We start from the raw sequence: 21,954 nt of genomic DNA, 5'->3' as shown, positions 1-21,954 counted from the left end.
TTCAGATGAGAGTCAGTTCAAACTACACCCTTCGTCAAAACCCGCTTCCCGCGGACGCTGTTCAGGACGTGCGCTTCGAAGCGGGCTATTCATCGGCGTACGCGGATACCACGCGCTTACGCTAATGAATACGGTATGGCGCGCGTGACCACCCGGCCTCGCGCGCCAAATCAAGTCGGTAGCCGGCGCACCTCGCGCCGCTACCCCTAATCGCTTGATCAAGCGGACCGCCACACGGCCGTCCGCTTTTTCCGGAGGGAAGTTTGCCCATCCCACTGAAGGGTTCGCAAAGTGCCTGTCGTGTCGTCGTGCCGTTAAGGCACCGGGCATGCTTTGCATCAGGCGTTCTTGCTCCTAAACCTTGAGCCGGGGCCGAGAGGCCGCCGGCTGTTCCATCATGTGACGGGTTCGCTGCTGCGGGTTATTCCCAGGACAGCGCGCCGCCCGTCTGATACTCGATCACACGCGTCTCGAAGAAGTTGCGTTCCTTCTTCAGGTCGATCATCTCGCTCATCCACGGGAACGGGTTTTCCTCGTTCGGGTACAGCGGATCGAGGCCGATCTGCTGGCAACGACGGTTGCTGATGAAGCGCAGATAGCTCTTGAACATCGACGCGTTCAAACCCAGCACGCCGCGCGGCATCGTGTCCTCGGCGTAGCGGTATTCGAGTTCGACAGCCTGCTTGAACAGCTCGCGGATCTCGGCGCGGAATTCGGCGGTCCAGAGATGCGGATTCTCGAGCTTGATCTGGTTGATCAGGTCGATGCCGAAGTTGCAGTGCATCGACTCGTCGCGCAGGATGTACTGATATTGCTCTGCAGCACCCGTCATCTTGTTCTGGCGGCCGAGCGCGAGGATCTGCGTAAACCCGACATAGAAGAACAGGCCTTCCATGATGCAGGCGAACACGATCAGCGACTTCAGCAGCTTCTGATCCGCTTCGAGCGTGCCGGTCTTGAAGGCCGGATCCGTCAGCGTGTGGATGAACGGGATCAGGAATTCGTCCTTCGCGCGGATCGACGTGACCTCGTGGTACGCGTTGAAGATCTCGCCTTCGTCGAGACCGAGCGATTCGACAATGTATTGGTACGCGTGCGTGTGGATCGCCTCTTCGAACGCCTGGCGCAGCAGGAACTGCCGGCACTCGGGCGCCGTGATGTGGCGGTACGTGCCGAGCACGATGTTGTTCGCCGCGAGCGAATCGGCCGTCACGAAGAAGCCGAGGTTGCGCTTCACGATGCGGCGCTCGTCCTCGGTCAGACCGTTCGGGTCCTTCCACAGAGCGATGTCGCGGGACATGTTGATTTCCTGCGGCATCCAGTGGTTCGCGCAACCGGCCAGATACTTTTCCCACGCCCACTTGTACTTGAACGGCACCAGCTGATTGACGTCAGTCTGGCCGTTGATGATGCGCTTGTCGGCGACATTGACCCGCGCTTCCGAACCGCCGGCGGGAACAGCCGATGCTTGCGGGGGCACCGCAAGATCGCCTTCGAAAATGTCGCGGACCTGATGGGCGGCAGGCGTTGCAGCCTGCAGTCCGACAGCCGTTCCTGCGGAGGTGCGCATCGCGTTTTGCTGCGCTCCGCTCGCGGGAGTTACGGCAGTCTTCTCTTCATCCCAGTTGAGCATAAATTCTCACCATCAATTTAGAACGGTTTGTACCATCTTTTCCTGAGCGATAAAAGGGTTCGCTCACGAAAAATCCTTTTTTCGATTCGCGTTGCGACCTCGATACAACACTTTGAGCAACGCATCGTCGTTCATGCAGCGCGCGATGTGCGTCGCGCGTGTATCGCGAGGTGCGCTCGACGCATCGAACGCTGATCGAAACGCGACGTCGTCGGGGATGTTTCGATCGCTTGTCACTGCCTGCAACGCAGGTGCCGCGTTACAGATTCCTTATCATTTTTTTAGTTGAGAGCGGCGCACACTTCAACCTCGATCGGTCGTCGTGTGCGCCGCGCTGACCTGCTTCTCAGGTCAGGCGCACTGCGTTACTGGCACGCTTCGCATTCGTCGAAGCCAGGATCGCCCGGACGCATCGTGCACACCGGACCATCTGCCTCGACCGGTGCGAGTGCCGGTGCCGCGTTGACCGCGCCCGACGACGCATCGCCGCCTGCCGCACCGAAGCCGCCAGCCGCGCCTTGCGCACCGCCGCTGCTCGAACCGCCGCCCGTCGGCACGGCGTTCAGCGCGCCGTGTGCGACCGTCGACTTCTCGACGTGCGTCGCCGCCATCGTGCGGAGGTAGTAGGTCGTCTTCAGGCCACGCAGCCATGCGAGCTTGTAGACCTCGTCGAGCTTCTTGCCCGACGCGCCGCCCATGTAGATGTTCAGCGACTGCGCCTGGTCGATCCACTTCTGGCGACGCGATGCCGCTTCGACCAGCCACGTCGGGTCGACTTCGAACGCGGTCGCGTAGATCGCGCGGAGGTCGGCCGGGATGCGGTCGATGCGCGACAGCATGCCGTCGAAGTACTTCAGGTCGGCGACCATCACTTCGTCCCACAGGCCGCGTTCCTTCAGGTCGCGCACCAGGTACTCGTTCACCACCGTGAATTCGCCCGACAGGTTCGACTTCACGTACAGGTTCTGGAAGGTCGGCTCGATACAGGCCGACACGCCGATGATGTTCGAGATCGTCGCCGTCGGCGCGATCGCGACGCAGTTCGAGTTGCGCATGCCGTGCGCGGCGATCCGCGAACGCAGCGACGTCCAGTCGAGCGATTCGGAGGTATCGACTTCGACGTAGCCGCCGCGTGCTTCCGTCAGCAGCTTCAGCGTGTCCTGCGGGAGGATGCCGCGATCCCACAGCGAGCCGCGGTAGCTCGAGTAGCGGCCGCGCTCTTCGGCCAGCTCGGTCGACGCGTAGTACGCGTAGTAGCAGACCGCTTCCATCGAACGATCGGCGAACTCGACCGCCGCTTCCGACGCGTATGGCGTGCGCAGCAGGTGCAGGCAGTCCTGGAAGCCCATGATGCCCATGCCGACCGGACGGTGCTTCAGGTTCGAGTTACGCGCCTTCGGCACCGCGTAGTAGTTGATGTCGATCACGTTGTCGAGCATGCGCATCGCGACGCTGATCGTGCGCTTCAGCTTGTCGTGGTCGAGCGCGTAGCTGCCGTCGGCCTGCTTCACCAGGTGGGCGACGAGGTTCACCGAGCCGAGGTTGCACACCGCGATTTCGGTGTCGCTCGTGTTCAGCGTGATTTCCGTGCACAGGTTCGACGAGTGGACGACGCCGACGTGCTGTTGCGGCGAGCGCACGTTGCACGGATCCTTGAACGTGATCCACGGGTGGCCCGTCTCGAACAGCATGCCGAGCATCTTGCGCCAGAGTTGCTGCGCCGGGATCTTCTTGAACAGCTTGATCTCGCCGCGCGCGACCTTGTCTTCGTAAGCCGTGTAAGCCTTCTCGAATTCCGCGCCGAACTTGTCGTGCAGATCCGGGCAGGTCGACGGCGAGAACAGCGTCCAGTCCGCACCTTCCATCACGCGCTTCATGAACAGGTCGGGAATCCAGTTCGCCGTGTTCATGTCGTGCGTCCGGCGGCGATCGTCGCCCGTGTTCTTGCGCAGCTCCAGGAACTCCTCGATGTCGAGGTGCCACGATTCGAGGTACGCGCAGACCGCGCCCTTGCGCTTGCCGCCCTGGTTGACCGCGACGGCCGTGTCGTTGACGACCTTCAGGAACGGGACCACGCCTTGCGACTTGCCGTTCGTGCCCTTGATATGCGAGCCGAGTGCACGCACACGCGTCCAGTCGTTGCCCAGGCCGCCGGCGAACTTCGACAGCAGCGCGTTTTCCTTCAGCGCTTCATAGATGCCGTCGAGATCGTCCGCGACGGTCGTCAGGTAGCACGACGACAGCTGCGAGCGGTGCGTGCCCGAGTTGAACAGCGTCGGCGTCGAGCTCATGAAGTCGAAGCTGGACAGCACGTTGTAGAACTCGATCGCGCGCGTTTCGCGGTCGATCTCGTTCAGCGACAGGCCCATCGCGACGCGCATGAAGAAGGCCTGCGGCATTTCGATGCGGGTGCCTTCGACGTGCAGGAAGTAGCGGTCGTACAGCGTCTGCAGGCCGAGGTAGCCGAACTGCAGGTCGCGGTTCGCGTCGAGCGCTTCGCCGAGGCGCTTCAGGTCGAACTGCAGCAGCTTGTCGTCGAGCAGGCCGGCGTCGACGCCGCGCTTCAGGAACTGCGGGAAGTATTCCGCGTAACGGGTCGACATCTCGGCCTGCACCACTTCCTCACCGAGGATCTCGCGGCGGATCGTGTGCAGCAGGATGCGCGACGTAACCTGGCTGTATGCCGGATCCTTCTCGATCATCGTGCGTGCAGCCAGGATCGCCGAGTCGTAGACCTGGCTCATCGGCACGCCGTCGTACAGGTTCTTCACCGTCTCGGCGACGATCGGGTCAGGGTTAACCGCAGCGCCGAGGCCGTCGCATGCCGACACGATCAGCGCGCGCAGCGCGTTCAGGTCGAGCGGGCGCGTGACGCCGTTGTCGACGACGTTGATGCCGGTGCTCGCCTCGCCGCCGGCTGCCGCTGCTTCCTCGCCCGCATGCTGGCGCTCGAGGTGACGCTTCTCGCGATACAGCACGTACGCACGCGCGACGTTGTGCTCGCCGCCGCGCATCAGCGCGAGTTCGACCTGGTCCTGGATGTCTTCGATATGGAACGTACCGCCGTTCGGGCGGCTGCGCACGAGCGCGCGCACGACGTTGTGCGTCAGTTGCTCGACCTGCTCGCGTACGCGCGCCGATGCCGCGCCCTGCCCGCCATTGACGGCCAGGAAAGCCTTGGTCACCGCAATCGCGATCTTCGAAGGTTCGAACGAGACGACGCTGCCGTTCCGGCGGATCACCTTGTAGTCGGCGAACGTGGCCTGCGGCGCGAGCGCCTTCGCGCCCTGTTCGGTCCCGCCGAGCGGACGGCTCGAGGCGCTCTCGTACTGGGACGTCGCGTTGTCGGTGGTTTGCATGTGCAAAGCTCCTGGTGTTGGATGGTGCGGAGAGAACCGCGGATTAAAACGAACGCTGCGCAACGCGGTGCGCGAGCGGTAAGAGGCGAGCGATGCGCCGGGGAAGCCGGTTCGGTCGATGCGCGACAACCGATCCGGTCGTGTGCTTCGTCATGTGTACCCTGCCCCGTCGATGTTCGCTGCGCTGATCGCGACGCCCGGACCGCCCGGCCTGACGCGCCGCCCTGAGAACCCTGTCCGCCGGCGTTGCCCGCCGGCCGGTGCCGCTCGGGTTTCCCCTGCGACACACACTATATCTAGTGCAGAAATGCTCAACTGGCACCAAGTATAGTGGACATTCGGAGGACGTCAAAATGGATAATTTGCGCTGAAGGTATTGACATCACCCCCACCCCGCGCAGGCTCAGACGCGACAAGGCATTGGTCGGAAAAAAAAATTTCGCGCCCTCAAAAACCCTGCGATCAGTGCTGACGGAAAGGAAAGTATTCGGCGGAAAAACCGGCATCGCTCGCAAAGCGTTGCCAATCGAAATGCGGGCCCGGGTCGGTCTTGCGGCCCGGCGCGACGTCCGAGTGCCCCGCGAATGCGTCGACCGGGTAGCGTGCCGCGAGCGCGCGGGAGAGCGCGGCGAGCATGGCGTACTGCGCGTCGTCGAACGGCACGTCGTCCGCGCCCTCGAGCTCGATGCCGATCGAGAAGTCGTTGCAGCGCGCCCGGCCGAAGAACTCGGACGAGCCCGCATGCCACGCACGCTCGTCGCACGACACGAACTGCACGAGTTCGCCGTTGCGGCGGATCAGGAAGTGCGCGGACACGCGCACGTCGCGCAGGTGGCTCTGGTAATAGGGGTGCGCATCGCAGTCGAGACGATTCAGGAACAGCGCCTCGATCGCGTCACCGCCGAATTCGCCGGGCGGCAGGCTGATGTTGTGGACGACCACGAGCGTCGGCACCGCACCCGCGGGCCGCACCTCGAAGTTCGGCGACGGCGCATGGCGCGCTTCGCGCACCCAGCCGTGCGCGTCGACCGACAGCAACCGCGCGTCGCTCATCGTGCGTCGCGACCGCTCGACCGCGCGGCGTGGCGCTGCGCGTGCTCGGCGCTGCAGAAGTATTCACCGCCCGCGGCGACGGCGTCGCCCTTCGGCGCATGCACGCCGCATTCGGCGCAGCGCACCATCGGCTCGGGCAGCGCCCGCGCATCGCCGTTCGGGCGCCCCGCACCCGCGCCGCCGGCGCCGGGCGTGCCGTCGTAACCGGCACCGCGGCCGGTGCGCGCCTGCGCGTGCTCCTGGGCCTGGCGCAGCTTGCGCGCGATCCACGAACCCGCGAAGAAGAGAAGAATCAGGAGAAGAATCTGTCGCATCGGAAACCTGCGTTCAAACCACGGAACGGTGCAGCAGCACCTCGAAAACGAACCGGCTGCCGACATACGCGAGCAGCAGCGCGGCGAACGACACGAGCACCCAGCGCGCGGCACCACGGCCACGCCAGCCCGACGTCTTGCGGGCGACCAGCAGGCCGCCGAACATCAGCCACGACAGGATCGCGAATACCGTCTTGTGGTCGAGGCGCAGCGCGCGCGCGTCGACCTGCTCGCTGAACAGGATGCCCGACGCGAGCGTCAGCGTGAGCAGCACGAAGCCGGCGCCGATCAGGCGGAACAGCAGCTTCTCGAGCGTGAGCAGCGGCGGCAGCGTCTCGAGCCAGCTCGCGATCCAGCCCGTCGAGCCGTCGCGCCCGCCGCTCCTCAGCGACTGCAGGCGCCGCTCGACCATCAGCATCAGGATCGCGTGCAGCGCCGCGATCGCGAACAGGCCGTAGGCGATGTTCGCGATCAGGAAATGCAGCTTGAACAACGGCGCTGCGGCATAAGGAAGCACCCGCACGCCGCCGAACACGAGCGGCAGCAGCGACGCGCCGCACGCGAGCGGCAATACCAGCAGGCGCAGGCTGTCGAGCGGGAAGAAGAAGCTCTCGATCCAGTAGATGCCGGCGCCGAGCCAGAACATCGCGGACAGCGCGAACGCGAAGCCGAACACCATCGCGTCGTTCGGAAAGATCGTCATGTGGAGCAGCACGCCGTGCGCGACCAGCGCGGCAAACAGCAGCGCGCGGCCGGCCCCGCTCATCCCGGACGCGGCGGACGCGGGAACCGGCACGGCCGGCACGCTCGCGACGAGCGGCGTCGCGCCCTGGCGGTGCGTGCGCCAGCCTGCGACGGCGAGGCCGCCGTACAGGAATGCGGTGAGGGCATACAGTACAATATCCATGTTCGAAGTTTACACTAGGCCCCCTTCCCGCGACGGCTCCCTTTGTTCGGTTCCGCCGCGCCTTCGGGCCCCACTGTCCATCGCTCCCCATGCTCGACAATCTCACTCAACGGATGGCGCGCGTCGTCAAGACGCTGCGCGGCGAGGCCCGGCTTACCGAGGCGAACACGCAGGAGATGCTCCGCGAGGTGCGTCTCGCCCTGCTGGAGGCCGACGTTTCGCTGCCGGTCGTCCGCGAATTCATCGCCAAGGTCAAGGAAAAGGCGCTCGGCGAAGAAGTGATCAGCAGCCTGTCGCCGGGTCAGGCGCTGGTCGGCGTGGTCCAGAAGGAACTGACCGCCGTGATCGGCGGCGACTACGAAGGCAAGGCCGCCGAGCTGAACCTCGCGGTCACGCCGCCCGCCGTGATCCTGATGGCCGGCCTGCAAGGCGCCGGCAAGACCACGACCGCCGGCAAGCTCGCGAAGCTGCTGCGCGAGAAGTACAAGAAGAAGGTGCTGACCGTGTCGTGCGACGTGTATCGCCCGGCCGCAATCATGCAGCTGAAAACGGTGAGCGAACAGGTCGGCGCCGACTTCTTCCCGTCCACGCCGGACCAGAAGCCCGTCGACATCGCGGTTGCGGCCGTCGACTGGGCGAAGCGCCACTACCATGACGTGCTGATCGTCGACACGGCCGGCCGCCTCGGCATCGACGAGGCGATGATGCAGGAAATCGCCGCGCTGCACGGCACGCTGAAGCCGGCCGAAACGCTGTTCGTCGTCGACGCGATGCTCGGCCAGGACGCGGTCAACACAGCGAAGGCGTTCAACGACACGCTGCCGCTCACCGGCGTCGTGCTGACCAAGCTCGACGGCGACTCGCGCGGCGGCGCCGCGCTGTCGGTGCGTCACGTCACGGGCAAGCCGATCAAGTTCGTCGGCGTGGCCGAGAAGCTCGACGGCCTCGAGGTGTTCCACCCCGACCGGATGGCGAACCGGATCCTCGGCATGGGCGACATCCTCGCGCTCGTCGAGGAAGCGCAGCGCGGCGTCGACGTGCAGGCCGCGCAGAAGCTCGCCGACAAGGTCAAGAAAGGTGGCGACTTCGACCTGAACGATTTCCGCGCGCAGATCTCGCAGATGAAGAACATGGGCGGCCTGTCGTCGCTGATGGATAAACTCCCTGCGCAGTTCCAGCAGGCGGCCGCCGGCGCCGACATGGGCCAGGCCGAGAAGTCGATCCGCCGGATGGAAGGCATCATCAGCTCGATGACGCCGGCCGAGCGCGCGAAACCCGAGATCATCAAGGCGACGCGCAAGCGCCGCATTGCAGCCGGCGCGGGCGTGCCGGTGCAGGAAGTCAACCGGATGCTGAACCAGTACGACCAGATGCGTACGATGATGAAGAAGCTGAAGGGCGGCAACATGCAGAAGATGATGCGCGGCCTGAAGGGCATGATGCCCGGCATGCGCTGATTCCGCCCATCGGCCGGCGCGCGGGTTTTTGCTGTAGCGCGCGGCGGCCGTTCTGCTTCATTCTTATTTGTATACCGACTGCCCGCCAGAACACATGAACCGCGAAGAAGCCCTCCACATTTTCAACCACTCCGAAGAGATCGTCTCGGCGGACGCCGTCAACGCGTCGATCTCCAAGATGGCCGACGCGATCCGCGCCGAGATCGGCGACGCGTTCCCGCTCGTTCTCTCGGTGATGGGCGGCGCCGCGGTGTTTACCGGGATGCTGCTGCCGCATCTCGATTTCCCGCTGGAATTCGACTACATCCACCTGACCCGCTACCGCAACACGACGCAGGGCAGCCCGGAGATGCACTGGCGCGTCGCGCCGCGCGAATCGGTGAAGGACCGGATCGTGCTCGTGCTCGACGACATCCTCGACGAAGGCGAGACGATGGCCGCGATCCGCGATCGCATTCTCGACATGGGCGCCAAGCGCTTCATGTCGGCCGTGCTGTGCGAAAAGACGCTCGCGAAGGCCAAGCCGCTGCACCCCGACTTCTGCGGCTTCGCGGTACCGGACCGCTACGTGTTCGGCTGCGGGATGGATGCGAAGGGCTACTGGCGCAACCTGCCGACGATCCGTGCGCTGACCACGAACGTCTGAGCGCCCCGCTCCGCACTATATAAATAGAAAGCGGCGCTCCGGTTTCCCGGAGCGCCGCTTTTTTTGGCGTCTTGGGTGCGCGCCGCCCCGTCCTACAGCTGGTGCACGAACGCGCGGACGCCGCCCAGCATCATCTCGACCGAAATCGCGACGAGCACGAGGCCCATCAGGCGCTCGAATGCCGCGACGGTCCGCTCGCCGATCCATTGCTGGATCCGCTCGGCCAGCACCAGCGTCACCGCGCAGACGATCATCGTGACCGTCAGCGCCCCGACCCACTCGAGCATCTTGCCGGGCCCCTGCGACGTCAGCAGCATCACCGTCGCGAGCGCGGACGGCCCGGCGAGCGCCGGAATCGCGAGCGGCACGATGAACGGCTCGCCGCCCGCACGCGGATCGTTGCCGAGCGCGCCGTCCGGATGCGGGAAGATCATCCGCAGCGCGATCAGGAACAGCACGATCCCGCCGCCGAGCCGCAGCGACAGGTCGGTGAGGCTCATCATCCGCAGGAAACGGTCGCCGACCAGCATGAAGAACAGCAGGATCACGAACGCGATGCCCACTTCACGCAGGATCAGCTTCACGCGCCGCTCGCGCGGCACATCCCGCATCGCCGAAATGAACAGCGGGATGTTGCCGAGCGGATCGGTGATCAGCACCAGGAGCACGGTGGCCGACAGGAAGGTGTATTCCACCGCGTTCCCCGGTCGGTGCGCTTAGCGCGCGAGCGCGGCGCGGATCTTCTCCGCGACCGTCGCCGCAGCCGCGTCGGCCGGCAGCAGCGTCGCTTCGGCGTCGCGGCGGCCCTGATACTCGATCTTGCCTTCCTTCAGGCCGCGCTCGCCGATCACGAGGCGATGCGGCACGCCGACCAGTTCCCAGTCGGCGAACATCACGCCCGGGCGCTCGCCGCGATCGTCGAGGATCACGTCGATGCCGGCTGCGACGAGTTCCGCGTACAGCTTGTCGGCGGTCTCGCGCACCATGTCGCTGCGGTCATAGCCCATCGGGCACAGCACGACTTCGAACGGTGCAATCGACTCGGGCCAGATAATGCCGCGGTCGTCGAAGTTCTGTTCGATCGCCGCGCCGAGAATGCGCGTGACGCCGACGCCGTAGCAGCCCATCAGCATCGGCTGCGGCTTGCCCGACTCGTCGAGGAACGTCGCACCCATCGCTTCCGAATACTTGGTGCCGAGCTGGAATACGTGGCCGACCTCGATGCCGCGGCAGATGTCGATCACACCCTTGCCGTCCGGCGACGGGTCGCCCTTCTTCACGTTGCGCACGTCGGCGACGTCCGGCTCGGGCAGGTCGCGGCCCCAGTTCACGCCAGCGATGTGGTAGTCGACCTCGTTCGCGCCGACGACGAAGTCGCTCATGTTCGCGACCGTGCGGTCCGCGATCACCTTCACGGGTTTCTTCGTGCCGACCGGGCCGAGATAGCCCGGCGGCGTGCCGAACCACTCGACGATTTCCTGCTCGGTCGCGAAGCGGTGGTTCTTCAGGCCCGGCAGCTTCGACACCTTGATCTCGTTCAGGTCGTGATCGCCGCGCAGCATCACGAGCCAGATGGTCGGCTCGGCACCTTCGTTGTCGGTCGCGAGCACGATCGACTTGATCGTGCGCTCGAGCGGGATGGCCAGCAGCTCGGCGACGGCTTCGCACTTCGCCTTGCCGGGCGTCGCGACCTTCTCCATCGCTTCGGCCGGCGCCGCGCGTTCGGCGATCAGCGGCAGCGCTTCGGCCGCCTCGATGTTCGCCGCGAACTCGGACGTCGGGCAGTACGCGATCGCGTCTTCACCGGTGTCGGCGATCACGTGGAATTCGTGCGAGAAGTTGCCGCCGATCGAGCCGCTGTCGGCCGCGACCGCACGGAACTCGAGGCCGAGGCGCGTGAAGATGCGCACGTACGCGTCGTACATCTTGCGATACGACTCGTTCAGGCCGGCCGCGTCCTTGTCGAACGAGTATGCGTCCTTCATGATGAATTCGCGGCCGCGCATCACGCCGAAGCGCGGACGGATCTCGTCGCGGAACTTCGTCTGGATCTGGTAGAAGTTCACCGGCATCTGCCGGTAGCTCTTGATCTGGTTGCGCGCGATGTCGGTGATGACTTCCTCGTGCGTCGGCCCGATCACGAAGTCGTTGTCCTTGCGGTCCTTGAAGCGCAGCAGCTCGGGGCCGTACTGCTCCCAGCGGCCCGATTCCTGCCACAGCTCGGCGGGTTGCACGGCCGGCATCAGCAGCTCGATGGCGCCCGCCCGGTTCATTTCCTCGCGCACGATTGCCTCGACCTTGCGAATCGAGCGCAGGCCGACCGGCAGGTAGTTATAGATGCCGCCGGCGACGCGACGGATCATGCCGGCGCGCACCATCAGCTTGTGGCTGACGATCTCTGCGTCGGCGGGTGCTTCTTTCAGGGTGCCGATAAAGAAACGGGAAGCTTTCATGCGGACGGTTCCAAAAACGGCGCCCCCAGGCGGGGCGCCCGAAAAAGTTTCAAGGTGAAAAAGCTGCGCGCGACGAACGGCGATGGCGCAGATGACGTAGCAGACTAATCAGGGACAATTCAGCCGGTGTGCCCCGCGCGGATTCGCTCCGTCACGGTGCGCAGCGCCCGTTATCTGTTTATAATCAAAGCAATTTTAAAGGATTCGAAGGTGGTTGTATGCTGGATCGTGAAGGCTTTCGCCCGAACGTCGGCATCATCCTCTTGAACGCGCGCAACGAGGTGTTTTGGGGCAAGCGGCTCCGCGAGCATTCCTGGCAGTTTCCTCAAGGTGGGATCAAGTACGGCGAGACCCCCATGCAGGCGATGTACCGGGAACTGCACGAGGAAACGGGCCTGCACCCGGAACACGTCAAGATAATCGGCCGCACACGCGACTGGTTGCGTTATGAGGTGCCTGACAAGTTCATTAAACGCGAAGTACGCGGTCATTACCGCGGCCAGAAGCAGATCTGGTTCCTGCTGCGGATGGTTGGACGCGATTGCGACATTTGCTTGCGCGCGACCGACCACCCGGAGTTCGATGCGTGGCGCTGGAACGAGTACTGGGTGCCGCTCGATGCGGTGATCGAGTTCAAGCGGGATGTCTATCAGTTGGCGCTGACGGAACTGTCGCGCTTCCTGCGCCGCCCGGCGCAGCGAGCCGAGAAGCCGCGTGGGCCGCGTCTGTCGCGCTATCCGCGCGTCATTGGCGTAGAGGCCCAGCAGACGCTGACGATTGTCGACACATCGGTAGTCTGTTCGGAGATCGAAGTGGAAGCGGGCACGCTCGACGAGATGCCGCCCCACGTGATCGTCGGCAAATGACGAATCGAACTGCATGACCGGGCGCGACCTTGGTGTCGCGCCCTTTTTTTACGAGGAATGCATATTGAAAGCGATTGCTCTCGCGCTCGCATCGATTGCCGCGGTGGCCACGCTGGCAGGTTGCGCGAATTCGAAGACGCCCACCAACAAGGATGACAGCGAGTTCGTGTATCTGCTGGACCGCCAGGGCACGTGGAAGGAAAACACGGTCGACTCGCTGCCGCCGCTGCCGCAGACGGGCGACCTGCTGCCGTTCAACGTCTCGCAGAACACGCCGCTCAAGTTCTTCGTCGATGCGAAGTCGCTGGCGGTCGGCACCGATGGCGTCGTGCGCTACGCGGTCGTCATCACGAGCCCGGCCGGCGCGCGCAACGTGAACTACGAAGGCATCCGCTGCGACACCTACGAATGGCGCCAGTATGCCGGCCTGAATTCGGAACACGACGGCTGGGACCGCACCGTCGAAAACGACTGGCGGCGCATCGAGAACGGCGAACTGAATGCCTACCATTCGGCGCTCTACCAGGACTATTTCTGCTCGAACAAGATGCCGCAGGGCACGACCCAGCAGATCCTGGAGAACATCCGGTTTCACCGCACCGCGATGAGCCAGTTGCGCTGACGGCGCTCGGCGCCCGCCGCGCCGTTCGTCGCATGAAAAAAGCCCGCATCACGCGGGCTTTTTCGTTTGACGGCCGGAGCCTGCTCGAATGATCACACCAGCACCAGGTTGTCGCGATGGATCAATTCGGGCTCCAGCATGTAGCCGAGCACGGATTCGATCTCGCCGCTCGGCTTGCGGTGAATCAGTTTCGTCTCCGCGCTGCTGTAGTTCGTGAGCCCACGCGCCACCTCGCGCCCGTCGGGGCCGACACACGCGATGACTTCGCCGCGCGCGAACGCGCCCTGCACGTCGATCACACCGATCGGCAGCAGGCTCTTGCCGCCGGCCGTCAGCTTCTCGACCGCGCCTGCGTCGATCACGACATGGCCGCGCACCTGAAGATGGTCGGCCATCCACTGCTTGCGCGCCGCCATCCGCGCGGTACGTGCGATCAGTTGCGTGCCGATCGCCTCACCGGCCGCCAGACGCACGAGCACGTCGGCCTCCCGGCCGCTCGCGATCACGGTGTTCGCGCCGCTGTGCGCCGCGCGCTTCGCCGCGAGGATCTTCGTCAGCATCCCGCCACGGCCGAGGCTGGAGCCTGCCCCGCCGGCCATCGCCTCGAGTTCCGGCGCGCCTGCATTGGCTTCCGCAACAAGCGTCGCGTTCGGGTCCTTGCGCGGATCGGCCGTGAACAGCCCCGACTGGTCAGTCAGGATGATCAGGACATCGCCTTCGATCAGGTTTGCAACGAGCGCGCCGAGCGTATCGTTGTCGCCGAACTTGATTTCGTCGGTGACGACCGTGTCGTTCTCGTTGATGATCGGCACGACGCCAAGCCGCAACAGCGTCAGCATCGTCGAACGCGCATTCAGGTAACGCTCGCGGTCTGCCAGGTCGGCATGCGTCAGCAGGATCTGCGCGGTGCGGATGTCGTGCTCGGTGAAGCGGCTTTCATAGACCTGCGCGAGCCCCATCTGGCCGACGGCGGCGGCAGCCTGCAACTCGTCGATTTCCCGCGGTCGCTTGCTCCAGCCGAGCCGCTGCATCCCTTCGGCAATCGCGCCCGAACTGACGAGCACGACTTCCTTGCCCTGGGCGCGCAGTGCGGCGATCTGAGCCGCCCAACGGCCGATTGCCGCATGATCGAGCCCCTTGCCGTCGTTGGTCACGAGGCTGGAGCCCACCTTCACCACCAATCGCTTCGAATCCGCGATGATCGAACGCATCCTGCACTGTCTCCTGTATCTGCTGCCTTTCCGACCGGGCGCGATTGAACGCCGGCGCCGGGCGGCACGCCCGGCACGCCCGGCGCGCTCCGGAGTCGCTCAGGCGTCGTCGCCCGGCGCTGCATCACCCTTCGCAGGCGGCGCATCGCGGAAACGCACGTCTGCCGCGAGATCTTCCGCCTCCGCGGCGCGATGCGCGTCCGAATGTTCGGAGAGGTAGTCGTAGATCGCGTAGCACAGCGCTTCACAACCCTGGCCAGTCAGTGCCGAGATCTCGAACACGGGGCCGTCCCACTCGAAGCGCTCGAGGAAATCCTCGACACGCGCCTTGCGCTCGTCTTCCGGCACCATGTCGAGCTTGTTGAGCACGAGCCAGCGCGGCTTCTCGTAGAGCGCCTCGTCGTACTTGCGCAGTTCGCCGACGATCGCCGTCGCTTCCGCCACCGGATCGACGCTTTCGTCGAACGGCGCGAGATCGACCAGATGCAGCAGCACGCCGGTGCGCTGCAGGTGGCGCAGGAATTGATGGCCGAGGCCCGCGCCTTCGGCGGCGCCCTCGATCAGCCCCGGAATGTCGGCGATCACGAAGCTCTTGCTCGGGCCGACGCGCACCACGCCGAGATTCGGCGCAAGCGTCGTGAACGGGTAGTCGGCAATCTTCGGCCGCGCGTTCGACACCGACGAGATGAACGTCGACTTGCCTGCGTTCGGCATGCCGAGCAGGCCGACATCGGCGAGCACCTTCAGCTCGAGCTTCAGCATGCGACGCTCGCCGGGCTTGCCGTCCGTCTTCTGGCGCGGCGCGCGGTTCGTGCTCGACTTGAAATGCAGGTTGCCGAGCCCGCCGGCGCCGCCCTGCGCAAGCATGACCTGCTGGTCGTGCTCGGTCAGGTCGGCGATCAGTTCGCCGGTATCCATGTCGCTGATGATCGTGCCGACCGGCATGCGCAGCGTGACATCGTCGCCGCCCTTGCCGTAGCAATCCGATCCGCGCCCGTTTTCGCCGTTGCGCGCCAGGTGCTTCTTCGCGTAACGGTAGTCGATCAGCGTGTTGATGTTGCGGTCGGCGATCGCGTATACGCTACCGCCCCGGCCGCCGTCGCCGCCGTCCGGCCCGCCGAACGGGACGAATTTCTCGCGGCGCATCGACGCACTGCCATCGCCTCCGTCTCCGGCGATGACTTCGATTCGTGCTTCGTCAATGAACTTCATTCGTCACTCCGCCCAGTATTTCCGCTATTGTGCCGCGCGCCGGCGCGCTTGAACAATCTGCCGTTCGGCCGATCGTACGCCGGTTGCGCGATGGCCGCCCGAACGCACGCGCGCCCGGCGGCCAAATAAAAAAAGGCCCCGCGAAGACTGCGGGGCCTTTCGGCTACGAAGCCCGTGGGTGCCTGAACTTAGGCAGCCGCCGGGACAACGATGACCAGATGCTTCTTGTCCGCGCCCTTCGTCGCGAACTTGACGTGACCGTCGACCAGCGCGAACAGGGTGTGATCCTTGCCCATGCCGACGTTCTCGCCTGCGTGCATGCGCGTACCGCGCTGACGCACGATGATGCCGCCGGCATTGATTGCCTGGCCGCCGTACACTTTCACGCCGAGACGTTTCGACTCGGAGTCGCGGCCGTTCCGGGAAGAGCCGCCTGCCTTTTTGTGTGCCATCTGATTGCTCCTTTACCGAGGCGCTTACGCGTTGATCGCGTCGATGCGCAGCTCAGTGTAGTTCTGGCGGTGGCCGCCGTGCTTTTGGTAGTGCTTCCGGCGACGCATCTTGAAGATGGTGACCTTGGCATGACGACCGTGCGACACAACGGTGGCCTTGACGGAAGCCCCACTGACCAGCGGCGTACCGAACTTAATCGATTCGCCTTCGCCCACTGCGAGAACCTGGTCGAGCGTGATTTCAGCGTCAATGTCAGCCGGTATCTGTTCTACTTTGAGTTTTTCGCCAACGGCAACCTTGTACTGCTTGCCGCCGGTTTTTATGACCGCGTACATTGAGAACCTCACTCTGGATCCAATTTTTCCGCACACCACGCGCGGAAAACACGTGATTATACATGGGGTTAGCACCCAAGTCAAAGCCGATTGACGATTGCCGCGCGCGGGCCTCTACCGGACGGCCAAAATCGCGCCGCTGGTACGTCTGACAGACCGGCATATCGCGGATTCGACTTATAATCCGCGGCATCACCCAATTCCATCATCATGTCGTCGTCCACCGCCTCCCCCACCCTCAGCGCCGCCCATCTGCTCGCTCCGATCACCACTGACATGGAGCAGGTGAATCGCGTTATCCGGCAAAGCCTCGCGTCCGATGTGCTGCTGATCAACCAGATCGCCGAGTACATCATCGGCGCGGGCGGCAAGCGGCTGCGTCCGGCATTGCTGCTGCTCGTCGCCGGCGCGCTTGGCGAGACGTCGCACCAGCGGCACGTGCTGGCCGCCGTCGTCGAGTTCATCCACACGGCCACGCTGCTGCATGACGACGTCGTCGACGAATCCGAGCTGCGCCGCGGCCGCCAGACCGCCAATGCGCTGTTCGGCAATGCGGCGAGCGTGCTGGTAGGCGACTACCTCTATTCGCGCTCGTTCGAGATGATGGTCGGCGTCGGCAAGATGCGCGTGATGGAGATCCTGTCGGAAGCGACGACGATCATTTCCGAAGGCGAAGTGCTGCAGCTCCTCAACATGCACGACGCGGACGTCGACGAAACACGCTACATGCAGGTGATCCGCTACAAGACGGCCAAGCTGTTCGAGGCATCGGCGCGCTTGGGCGCGGTACTCGCGGGCGCCGATGCGCCGACCGAGGCCGCCGCCGCCGAATACGGCCGCCGGATCGGCACCGCGTTCCAGATCATGGACGACTGGCTCGACTATGCGGGCACGGCCGAGGCGATGGGCAAGAATGCCGGCGACGACCTGCGTGAAGGCAAGCCGACGCTGCCGCTCATCTATCTGATCGAACGCGGCACGCCCGAACAGTCGGCGCTCGCACGCGAGGCGATCGAACAGGGCGGAACCGATCGCTTCGACACGATCTTCGAAGCGATCACGCGTTCGGGTGCGCTCGATCACACGCTCGAATGCGCACGCCAGGAAGCGCAGGCGGCAGCCGCGGCGATTGCCGCGTTCCCGGACTCGGTCTATAAGGAAAGCCTGCTCGGGTTGTGCTCATACTCGACGTCGCGGCAATCATAAACACGCCGCGAACGCGAAGCGATGCCTTGTCTCGAAAATTTTCTTCATCAAAGTATTCCCTTTTAGAAAAAACATCGTTATAGTTACGTTCTTGCTTGTGACGACGCAGCGATTCTTAACGAAGAAGGCGAAGTCGGAAGAGCAAAAATCGGGGTGTAGCTTAGCCTGGTAGAGCGCTACGTTCGGGACGTAGAGGCCGGAGGTTCGAATCCTCTCACCCCGACCAGATTTGTAAAAAACCGTGCACCTCGTGCACGGTTTTTTTTTACCCGGCCGCCGCAGGCCCCTTGTGTCGCGCACGACACATCGCGGTCGCCGGCCTCTGCTATATTCCTTCCATCCCAGTCCTTCACTGCCCTTCCGACGCGTGGACCAAATTCCCTTATGGGCGCAAATCGGCGCCGTCTTCCTGCTTCTCCTCTGTTCCAGCTTCTTTTCGATTTCCGAGACCGCGATGATGGCGCTCAACCGCCATCGGCTGAAGCATCTCGCCAGCCAGGGCGCACTCGGCGCGAAAACCACGCAAGGCCTGCTCACGCGCACTGACCTGCTGCTCAGCGTGATCCTGATCGGCAACAACCTGTTCAACACGATCATCCCGGTCCTGACGACGTCGCTCGCGCTGCATACGTTCGGCCGCAACAACCTCGCACTGTCGATCGCGACCGGCATCGTCGCGTTCCTGATCATCGTGTTCGCCGAAATCGCGCCGAAGATCGTCGGTGCGACGTTCCCCGAACGCATCGCGCTGCCCGCGAGCCTCGTGATCGCGCCGCTGATGCGCGTGTTCAAGCCCGTCGTCTGGTTCGTCAACGCACTCGCGAACGGCGTGCTGTGGGTGCTGCGCATCAACACGAAGAAGGGTCGCGACCAGAGAATGTCGGCCGACGAGCTGCGGGCCATCGTGCTCGAGTCGAGCAGTTTCATGCCGACCAAGCACCGCAGCATCCTGCTCAACCTGTTCGACCTCGAGAACATCACGGTCGACGACGTGATGGTGCCGCGCCGCCAGATCGAGTCGCTCAATTTCTACGCACCGCTCGACGACGTCCTGCACCAGCTCGAAACCTGCTATCACAACCGGCTCGTCGTCTACGAAGGCGACATCGACAAGGTGCTCGGCGTGTTGCACGTCCGCAAGACACTGACCGCGCTGCACAACCAGGAATTCGACCGCGAGACGCTGCGCGCGCTGCTCGCCGAGCCGTACTACGTGCCGTCCGGCACACCGGTGGTCCAGCAGCTCCAGTTTTTCCAGGAAACCCGGCAGCGGACGGCGCTCGTCGTCAACGAGTACGGCGAGCTCGAAGGGCTCGTCACGCCCGAAGACATCATCGAGGAGCTGATCGGCGAATTCACGACGTCGATGCCGCGCAGCGAACGCAAGGGCGGCTGGGACGAGAACGGCGAATGCATCGTCTCGGCGAGCATGCCGCTGCGCGAGCTGAATCGCTGGCTGCACCTGAAGCTGCCAACTGACGGGCCGAAGACGCTGAACGGCCTGGTGCTCGAAATCCTCGAGGAAATTCCGGAAGACGACGTGTGCCTGAAAATCGGTGACGTCATGCTCGAGGTGATGCGCAGCGACGATCAGGCCGTGCGCACCGTCAAGCTCTTCAAGCCGCGCAGCTCGCGCACCGCACGCGTCACGTCGCGCTAGCCGAACGGCTGACTGCCGGCGCCGCCCGCGACGCGCGACCATCTGCGGGTCACGGTCAACAGGCGGCCAGCGTGCCGGCTCACATGCACTTCCCTCCTTCCGGGGCGCCGCTGCGCACGCAGCCGGCCGCCCACGCCGATGCGTCGCCGGCCACCGCACCGCGCGCGCTCGACGCGGCCCAGCTCGACGATGCGCCGGCCGTGCGGCTGCTGACGGACACGCTTCATGCAGCGCGCGTGCGCGACGCATCCGACATCCACGTCGAACCATTCGAAGCCGGCTGGCGCATCCGCCTGCGCATCGACGGCGTGCTGCACGAACATGCACGGCCGCCCCTTCATCTGCGCGACGCGCTCGTCACCCGGATCAAGGTGCTCGCGCGCATGGACATCGCCGAGCGGCGGCTCCCGCAGGACGGCAGGCTGCGCATCGTGATCGACGGCGGTACGCGCGGTGACTACCGGGTCAGCTCGCTGCCCACGTTGTTCGGTGAAAAGCTGGTGCTGCGGCGGCTCGAAACCATGCCGACCGACCTCACACTCGCCCGCCTCGGCTTCGACGCGCAGCAGGCGGCCGCGATGGAGGCCGCGATACGCGCCCCGCATGGCCTCGTACTCGTCACAGGTCCGACCGGCAGCGGCAAGACGCTGTCGCTCTACTGCGCGCTGCAGATGCTCGATCGCGACGCGCACAACGTCTGCACGGTCGAGGATCCCGCCGAGATCCAGCTCGACGGCATCAGCCAGGTCGGCGTCGCCGAAAAGGCCGGGCTCACGTTCGCGACAGCCCTGCGCGCGCTGTTGCGGCAGGATCCGGACATCATCATGGTCGGCGAGATTCGCGATGCGGAGACGGCCGACGTCGCGATCAAGGCCGCGCAGACCGGCCATCTCGTGCTGTCGACGCTGCACACGAACGACGCACCGGCCGCCGTCGCGCGACTGCTCGATATCGGTGTCGCGCCGTACAACCTCGCGGCCGCGCTGCACCTCGTCACCGCGCAACGCCTCGTCAGGCGGCTGTGCACCGCCTGCCGCGTGCACTCGGACGCACCGGTGCCCGTCCTGCGCGAAGCCGGCTGCGACCCGGCCGCCCTCGCAACCGGATGGCGGCCGTTCGTCGCGCGAGGCTGTCCGGCCTGTCACGGCATCGGCTATCGCGGCCGCGTCGGCCTGCATCAGACGATGCCGGTGTCGTCCGGGCTGGCGGAACGCATCGTCGCACGGGCGAGTGTTGGCGAACTCGCGCAATGCGCGGCGGCCGAAGGCGTGCGCAGTCTGCGCGACGCAGCGCTCGCGCGCGTCCGTGACGGCACGACGAGCATCGCGGAAGCCCTCGCCGCGACACCTGTCGCATGAGCATGCACACGCCGCCGCGCGAAACCCGCTTCGCATGGCGCGGCCGCCGTCGCGACGGCACATCGCGCCGCGGGACCGTCATTGCATTCGACGCCGCGAGCGCACGTGCCGCGCTCGCACGCGACGGCATCGCCGTACTGTCGCTCGACGTCCGCGGGCCGGCCCGGCCGCCCACGGCCAGCGCGCGGGACGTCACGCGCTTCACGCGCCAGCTCGCGAGCCTGCTGCAGGCCGGGTTGCCGCTCGCGCCGTCGCTCGAGATGCTCGCGCGTACGCGGCCACACGACGGCCTGCCGCGCATCGCCGCAGGTCTCGCCCGCGAGATCGTCGGCGGCCGACGCTTCGCCGACGCGCTCGCACGCTATCCATCCCAGTTCGGCACGCTGTATCGCCAGCTGATCGAGGTCGGCGAAGCGTCCGGCTCGCTTGGGATCGTACTGACGCGGGTCGCGGAACACCGCGAGCGCACCGACGCGCAGTGGCGCAAGCTGCGGGCCGCGCTCGCGTACCCGGCGGCCGTCATCCTGTTCGGGCTCGCGATCTCGGCCGCGTTGATGGTGTGGGTGGTACCGACGTTCCGCCAGATCTTCGACGGGTTCGGCGCCGCACTGCCGGCGCCAACCCGCGCGCTGCTCGCGCTGTCCTCCGCGCTGTCGGCATGGGGCGGTGGGCTCCTTGCCATTGCCGCGGCAGCCGGGCTGGCCGCACATCACGCGCTGCGACGGTCGGCACCGCTGCGCCACGCGGTCGCGCGGCAACTGCTGCACGCGCCGCTCGCGGGTAGCGCGCTCAGCCGGTACGCGGCCGCACGCTGGTGCCGCTCGCTGGCGACGCTGCTCGGTGCCGGTGTGCCGCTCGCCGACGCCTTCGCCACGCTCGAGCGCACCGCCGGCCATCCGGTGTTCGAGCACGCCACTGCGCACATCGCAGCCCGCGTGCTGCGCGGCGCACGCCTCGCGGACGCCATGCAGTCGGCCGGCTGCTTTCCGGACGACGTCGTGCAGCCGATCGCCGTCGCCGAGGAGACGGGTGCGCTCGACACGATGCTCGCCGACATCGCGGCGCTGTGCGAACGCCAGCTCGACGCGCGTCTCGATGCACTCGCCGCGCTCGGCGAACCGCTGATCGTGATCGTACTGGGTGCACTCGTCGGCGGCCTCGTGATCGCGATGTACCTGCCCATCCTTCAGCTCGGCAACGTGGTGTAGC

General features: G+C 65.3%; 20 protein-coding genes and 1 tRNA gene. 9 read left to right on the top strand and 12 right to left on the bottom strand.

Annotated elements, in window-relative coordinates; all coding sequences use genetic code 11:
* Positions 1 to 12 precede the first annotated feature (12 nt).
* From CFB39_RS02840 to CFB39_RS02805, 6 genes are all read right to left on the bottom strand, one after another.
* Positions 13 to 339 carry a hypothetical protein gene (locus CFB39_RS02840; protein WP_076841698.1) on the bottom strand — a complete coding sequence of 109 codons (327 nt, stop codon included), beginning with the start codon at positions 337 to 339 and terminating at the stop codon, positions 13 to 15.
* 82 nt (positions 340 to 421) lie between these two features.
* Complete coding sequence (locus CFB39_RS02835; protein ID WP_039353057.1) at positions 422 to 1,633, bottom strand: ribonucleotide-diphosphate reductase subunit beta; 1,212 nt, start codon at positions 1,631 to 1,633, stop codon at positions 422 to 424.
* Positions 1,634 to 1,998: 365 nt separating this feature from the next.
* Positions 1,999 to 4,992 (bottom strand): ribonucleoside-diphosphate reductase subunit alpha, encoded by a 2,994-nt coding sequence (locus tag CFB39_RS02825; RefSeq protein WP_089472116.1) that lies wholly within the window; start codon positions 4,990 to 4,992, stop codon positions 1,999 to 2,001.
* 462 nt (positions 4,993 to 5,454) lie between these two features.
* The gene (gene ampD, locus CFB39_RS02815) at positions 5,455 to 6,045 is read right to left on the bottom strand and encodes a 1,6-anhydro-N-acetylmuramyl-L-alanine amidase AmpD (protein WP_089430578.1); all 591 of its coding nucleotides are present in this window, start codon (positions 6,043 to 6,045) and stop codon (positions 5,455 to 5,457) included.
* Positions 6,042 to 6,359, bottom strand: a complete 318-nt coding sequence (locus CFB39_RS02810; protein WP_089472115.1) for a PP0621 family protein — start codon at positions 6,357 to 6,359, stop codon at positions 6,042 to 6,044. Before CFB39_RS02810 ends, ampD begins: the two co-directional genes overlap by 4 nt.
* Before the next feature lie 13 nt (positions 6,360 to 6,372).
* A complete protein-coding gene (locus tag CFB39_RS02805; RefSeq protein ID WP_085042265.1) occupies positions 6,373 to 7,266 on the bottom strand; it encodes an inner membrane protein YpjD in 894 nt (297 codons plus the stop codon).
* Between the two features lie 89 nt (positions 7,267 to 7,355).
* Between CFB39_RS02805 and ffh the strand changes: the two genes are divergently transcribed.
* Complete coding sequence (gene ffh, locus CFB39_RS02800; RefSeq protein ID WP_021159890.1) at positions 7,356 to 8,723, top strand: signal recognition particle protein; 1,368 nt, start codon at positions 7,356 to 7,358, stop codon at positions 8,721 to 8,723.
* A 94-nt stretch (positions 8,724 to 8,817) separates the two neighbouring features.
* Complete coding sequence (locus tag CFB39_RS02795) at positions 8,818 to 9,369, top strand: hypoxanthine-guanine phosphoribosyltransferase (RefSeq protein ID WP_089424439.1); 552 nt, start codon at positions 8,818 to 8,820, stop codon at positions 9,367 to 9,369.
* 92 nt (positions 9,370 to 9,461) lie between these two features.
* On the opposite strand, the gene CFB39_RS02790 is transcribed toward CFB39_RS02795, so the two are convergent.
* Both CFB39_RS02790 and CFB39_RS02785 read right to left on the bottom strand, forming a co-directional pair.
* The gene (locus CFB39_RS02790) at positions 9,462 to 10,064 is read right to left on the bottom strand and encodes a MarC family protein (RefSeq protein WP_011350864.1); all 603 of its coding nucleotides are present in this window, start codon (positions 10,062 to 10,064) and stop codon (positions 9,462 to 9,464) included.
* Between the two features lie 21 nt (positions 10,065 to 10,085).
* Positions 10,086 to 11,822, bottom strand: coding sequence for a proline--tRNA ligase (locus tag CFB39_RS02785; protein WP_089424438.1), 1,737 nt, complete (start codon positions 11,820 to 11,822; stop codon positions 10,086 to 10,088).
* Between the two features lie 218 nt (positions 11,823 to 12,040).
* Here CFB39_RS02785 and CFB39_RS02775 point away from each other — a divergent pair, with 218 nt between their 5' ends.
* The gene (locus CFB39_RS02775; protein ID WP_039353086.1) at positions 12,041 to 12,688 is read left to right on the top strand and encodes an RNA pyrophosphohydrolase; all 648 of its coding nucleotides are present in this window, start codon (positions 12,041 to 12,043) and stop codon (positions 12,686 to 12,688) included.
* Positions 12,689 to 12,701: 13 nt separating this feature from the next.
* The gene (locus CFB39_RS02770) at positions 12,702 to 13,310 is read left to right on the top strand and encodes a CNP1-like family protein (RefSeq protein ID WP_069247069.1); all 609 of its coding nucleotides are present in this window, start codon (positions 12,702 to 12,704) and stop codon (positions 13,308 to 13,310) included.
* A gap of 92 nt (positions 13,311 to 13,402) precedes the next feature.
* Here the strand turns inward: CFB39_RS02770 and proB are convergent, their stop codons facing one another.
* The 4 genes from proB to rplU form a co-directional block, all read right to left on the bottom strand.
* Complete coding sequence (gene proB / locus CFB39_RS02765; RefSeq protein ID WP_089472114.1) at positions 13,403 to 14,521, bottom strand: glutamate 5-kinase; 1,119 nt, start codon at positions 14,519 to 14,521, stop codon at positions 13,403 to 13,405.
* 99 nt (positions 14,522 to 14,620) lie between these two features.
* Positions 14,621 to 15,733, bottom strand: coding sequence for a GTPase ObgE (obgE, locus tag CFB39_RS02760; protein WP_039353096.1), 1,113 nt, complete (start codon positions 15,731 to 15,733; stop codon positions 14,621 to 14,623).
* Positions 15,734 to 15,921: 188 nt separating this feature from the next.
* A complete protein-coding gene (rpmA, locus tag CFB39_RS02755) occupies positions 15,922 to 16,185 on the bottom strand; it encodes a 50S ribosomal protein L27 (protein WP_006476999.1) in 264 nt (87 codons plus the stop codon).
* 24 nt (positions 16,186 to 16,209) lie between these two features.
* Complete coding sequence (rplU, locus tag CFB39_RS02750; RefSeq protein ID WP_006025184.1) at positions 16,210 to 16,521, bottom strand: 50S ribosomal protein L21; 312 nt, start codon at positions 16,519 to 16,521, stop codon at positions 16,210 to 16,212.
* Positions 16,522 to 16,731: 210 nt separating this feature from the next.
* On the opposite strand from rplU, the gene CFB39_RS02745 reads away from it, so the two are divergent.
* The 5 genes from CFB39_RS02745 (at position 16,732) to CFB39_RS02725 (ending at position 21,953) form a co-directional block, all read left to right on the top strand.
* On the top strand, positions 16,732 to 17,727 hold the full coding sequence (locus tag CFB39_RS02745) for a polyprenyl synthetase family protein (protein WP_089472113.1): 996 nt from the start codon (positions 16,732 to 16,734) through the stop codon (positions 17,725 to 17,727).
* A 149-nt stretch (positions 17,728 to 17,876) separates the two neighbouring features.
* Positions 17,877 to 17,953 (top strand) — tRNA-Pro (locus tag CFB39_RS02740).
* Positions 17,954 to 18,094: 141 nt separating this feature from the next.
* Positions 18,095 to 19,387 carry an HlyC/CorC family transporter gene (locus CFB39_RS02735; protein ID WP_179257639.1) on the top strand — a complete coding sequence of 431 codons (1,293 nt, stop codon included), beginning with the start codon at positions 18,095 to 18,097 and terminating at the stop codon, positions 19,385 to 19,387.
* 83 nt (positions 19,388 to 19,470) lie between these two features.
* Positions 19,471 to 20,745: a GspE/PulE family protein gene (locus CFB39_RS02730; protein ID WP_089472112.1), complete on the top strand. Its 1,275-nt coding sequence runs from the start codon at positions 19,471 to 19,473 to the stop codon at positions 20,743 to 20,745.
* Positions 20,742 to 21,953: a type II secretion system F family protein gene (locus CFB39_RS02725; protein ID WP_089472111.1), complete on the top strand. Its 1,212-nt coding sequence runs from the start codon at positions 20,742 to 20,744 to the stop codon at positions 21,951 to 21,953. Before CFB39_RS02730 ends, CFB39_RS02725 begins: the two co-directional genes overlap by 4 nt.
* The last annotated feature ends 1 nt before the right edge of the window (position 21,954 follow it).

The organism is Burkholderia sp. AU6039, from assembly GCF_002223365.1.
Lineage (GTDB): Bacteria > Pseudomonadota > Gammaproteobacteria > Burkholderiales > Burkholderiaceae > Burkholderia.
The sequence above is the reverse complement of the archived record's forward strand: the minus strand, read 5'-3'. Positions and strand labels throughout refer to the sequence as shown.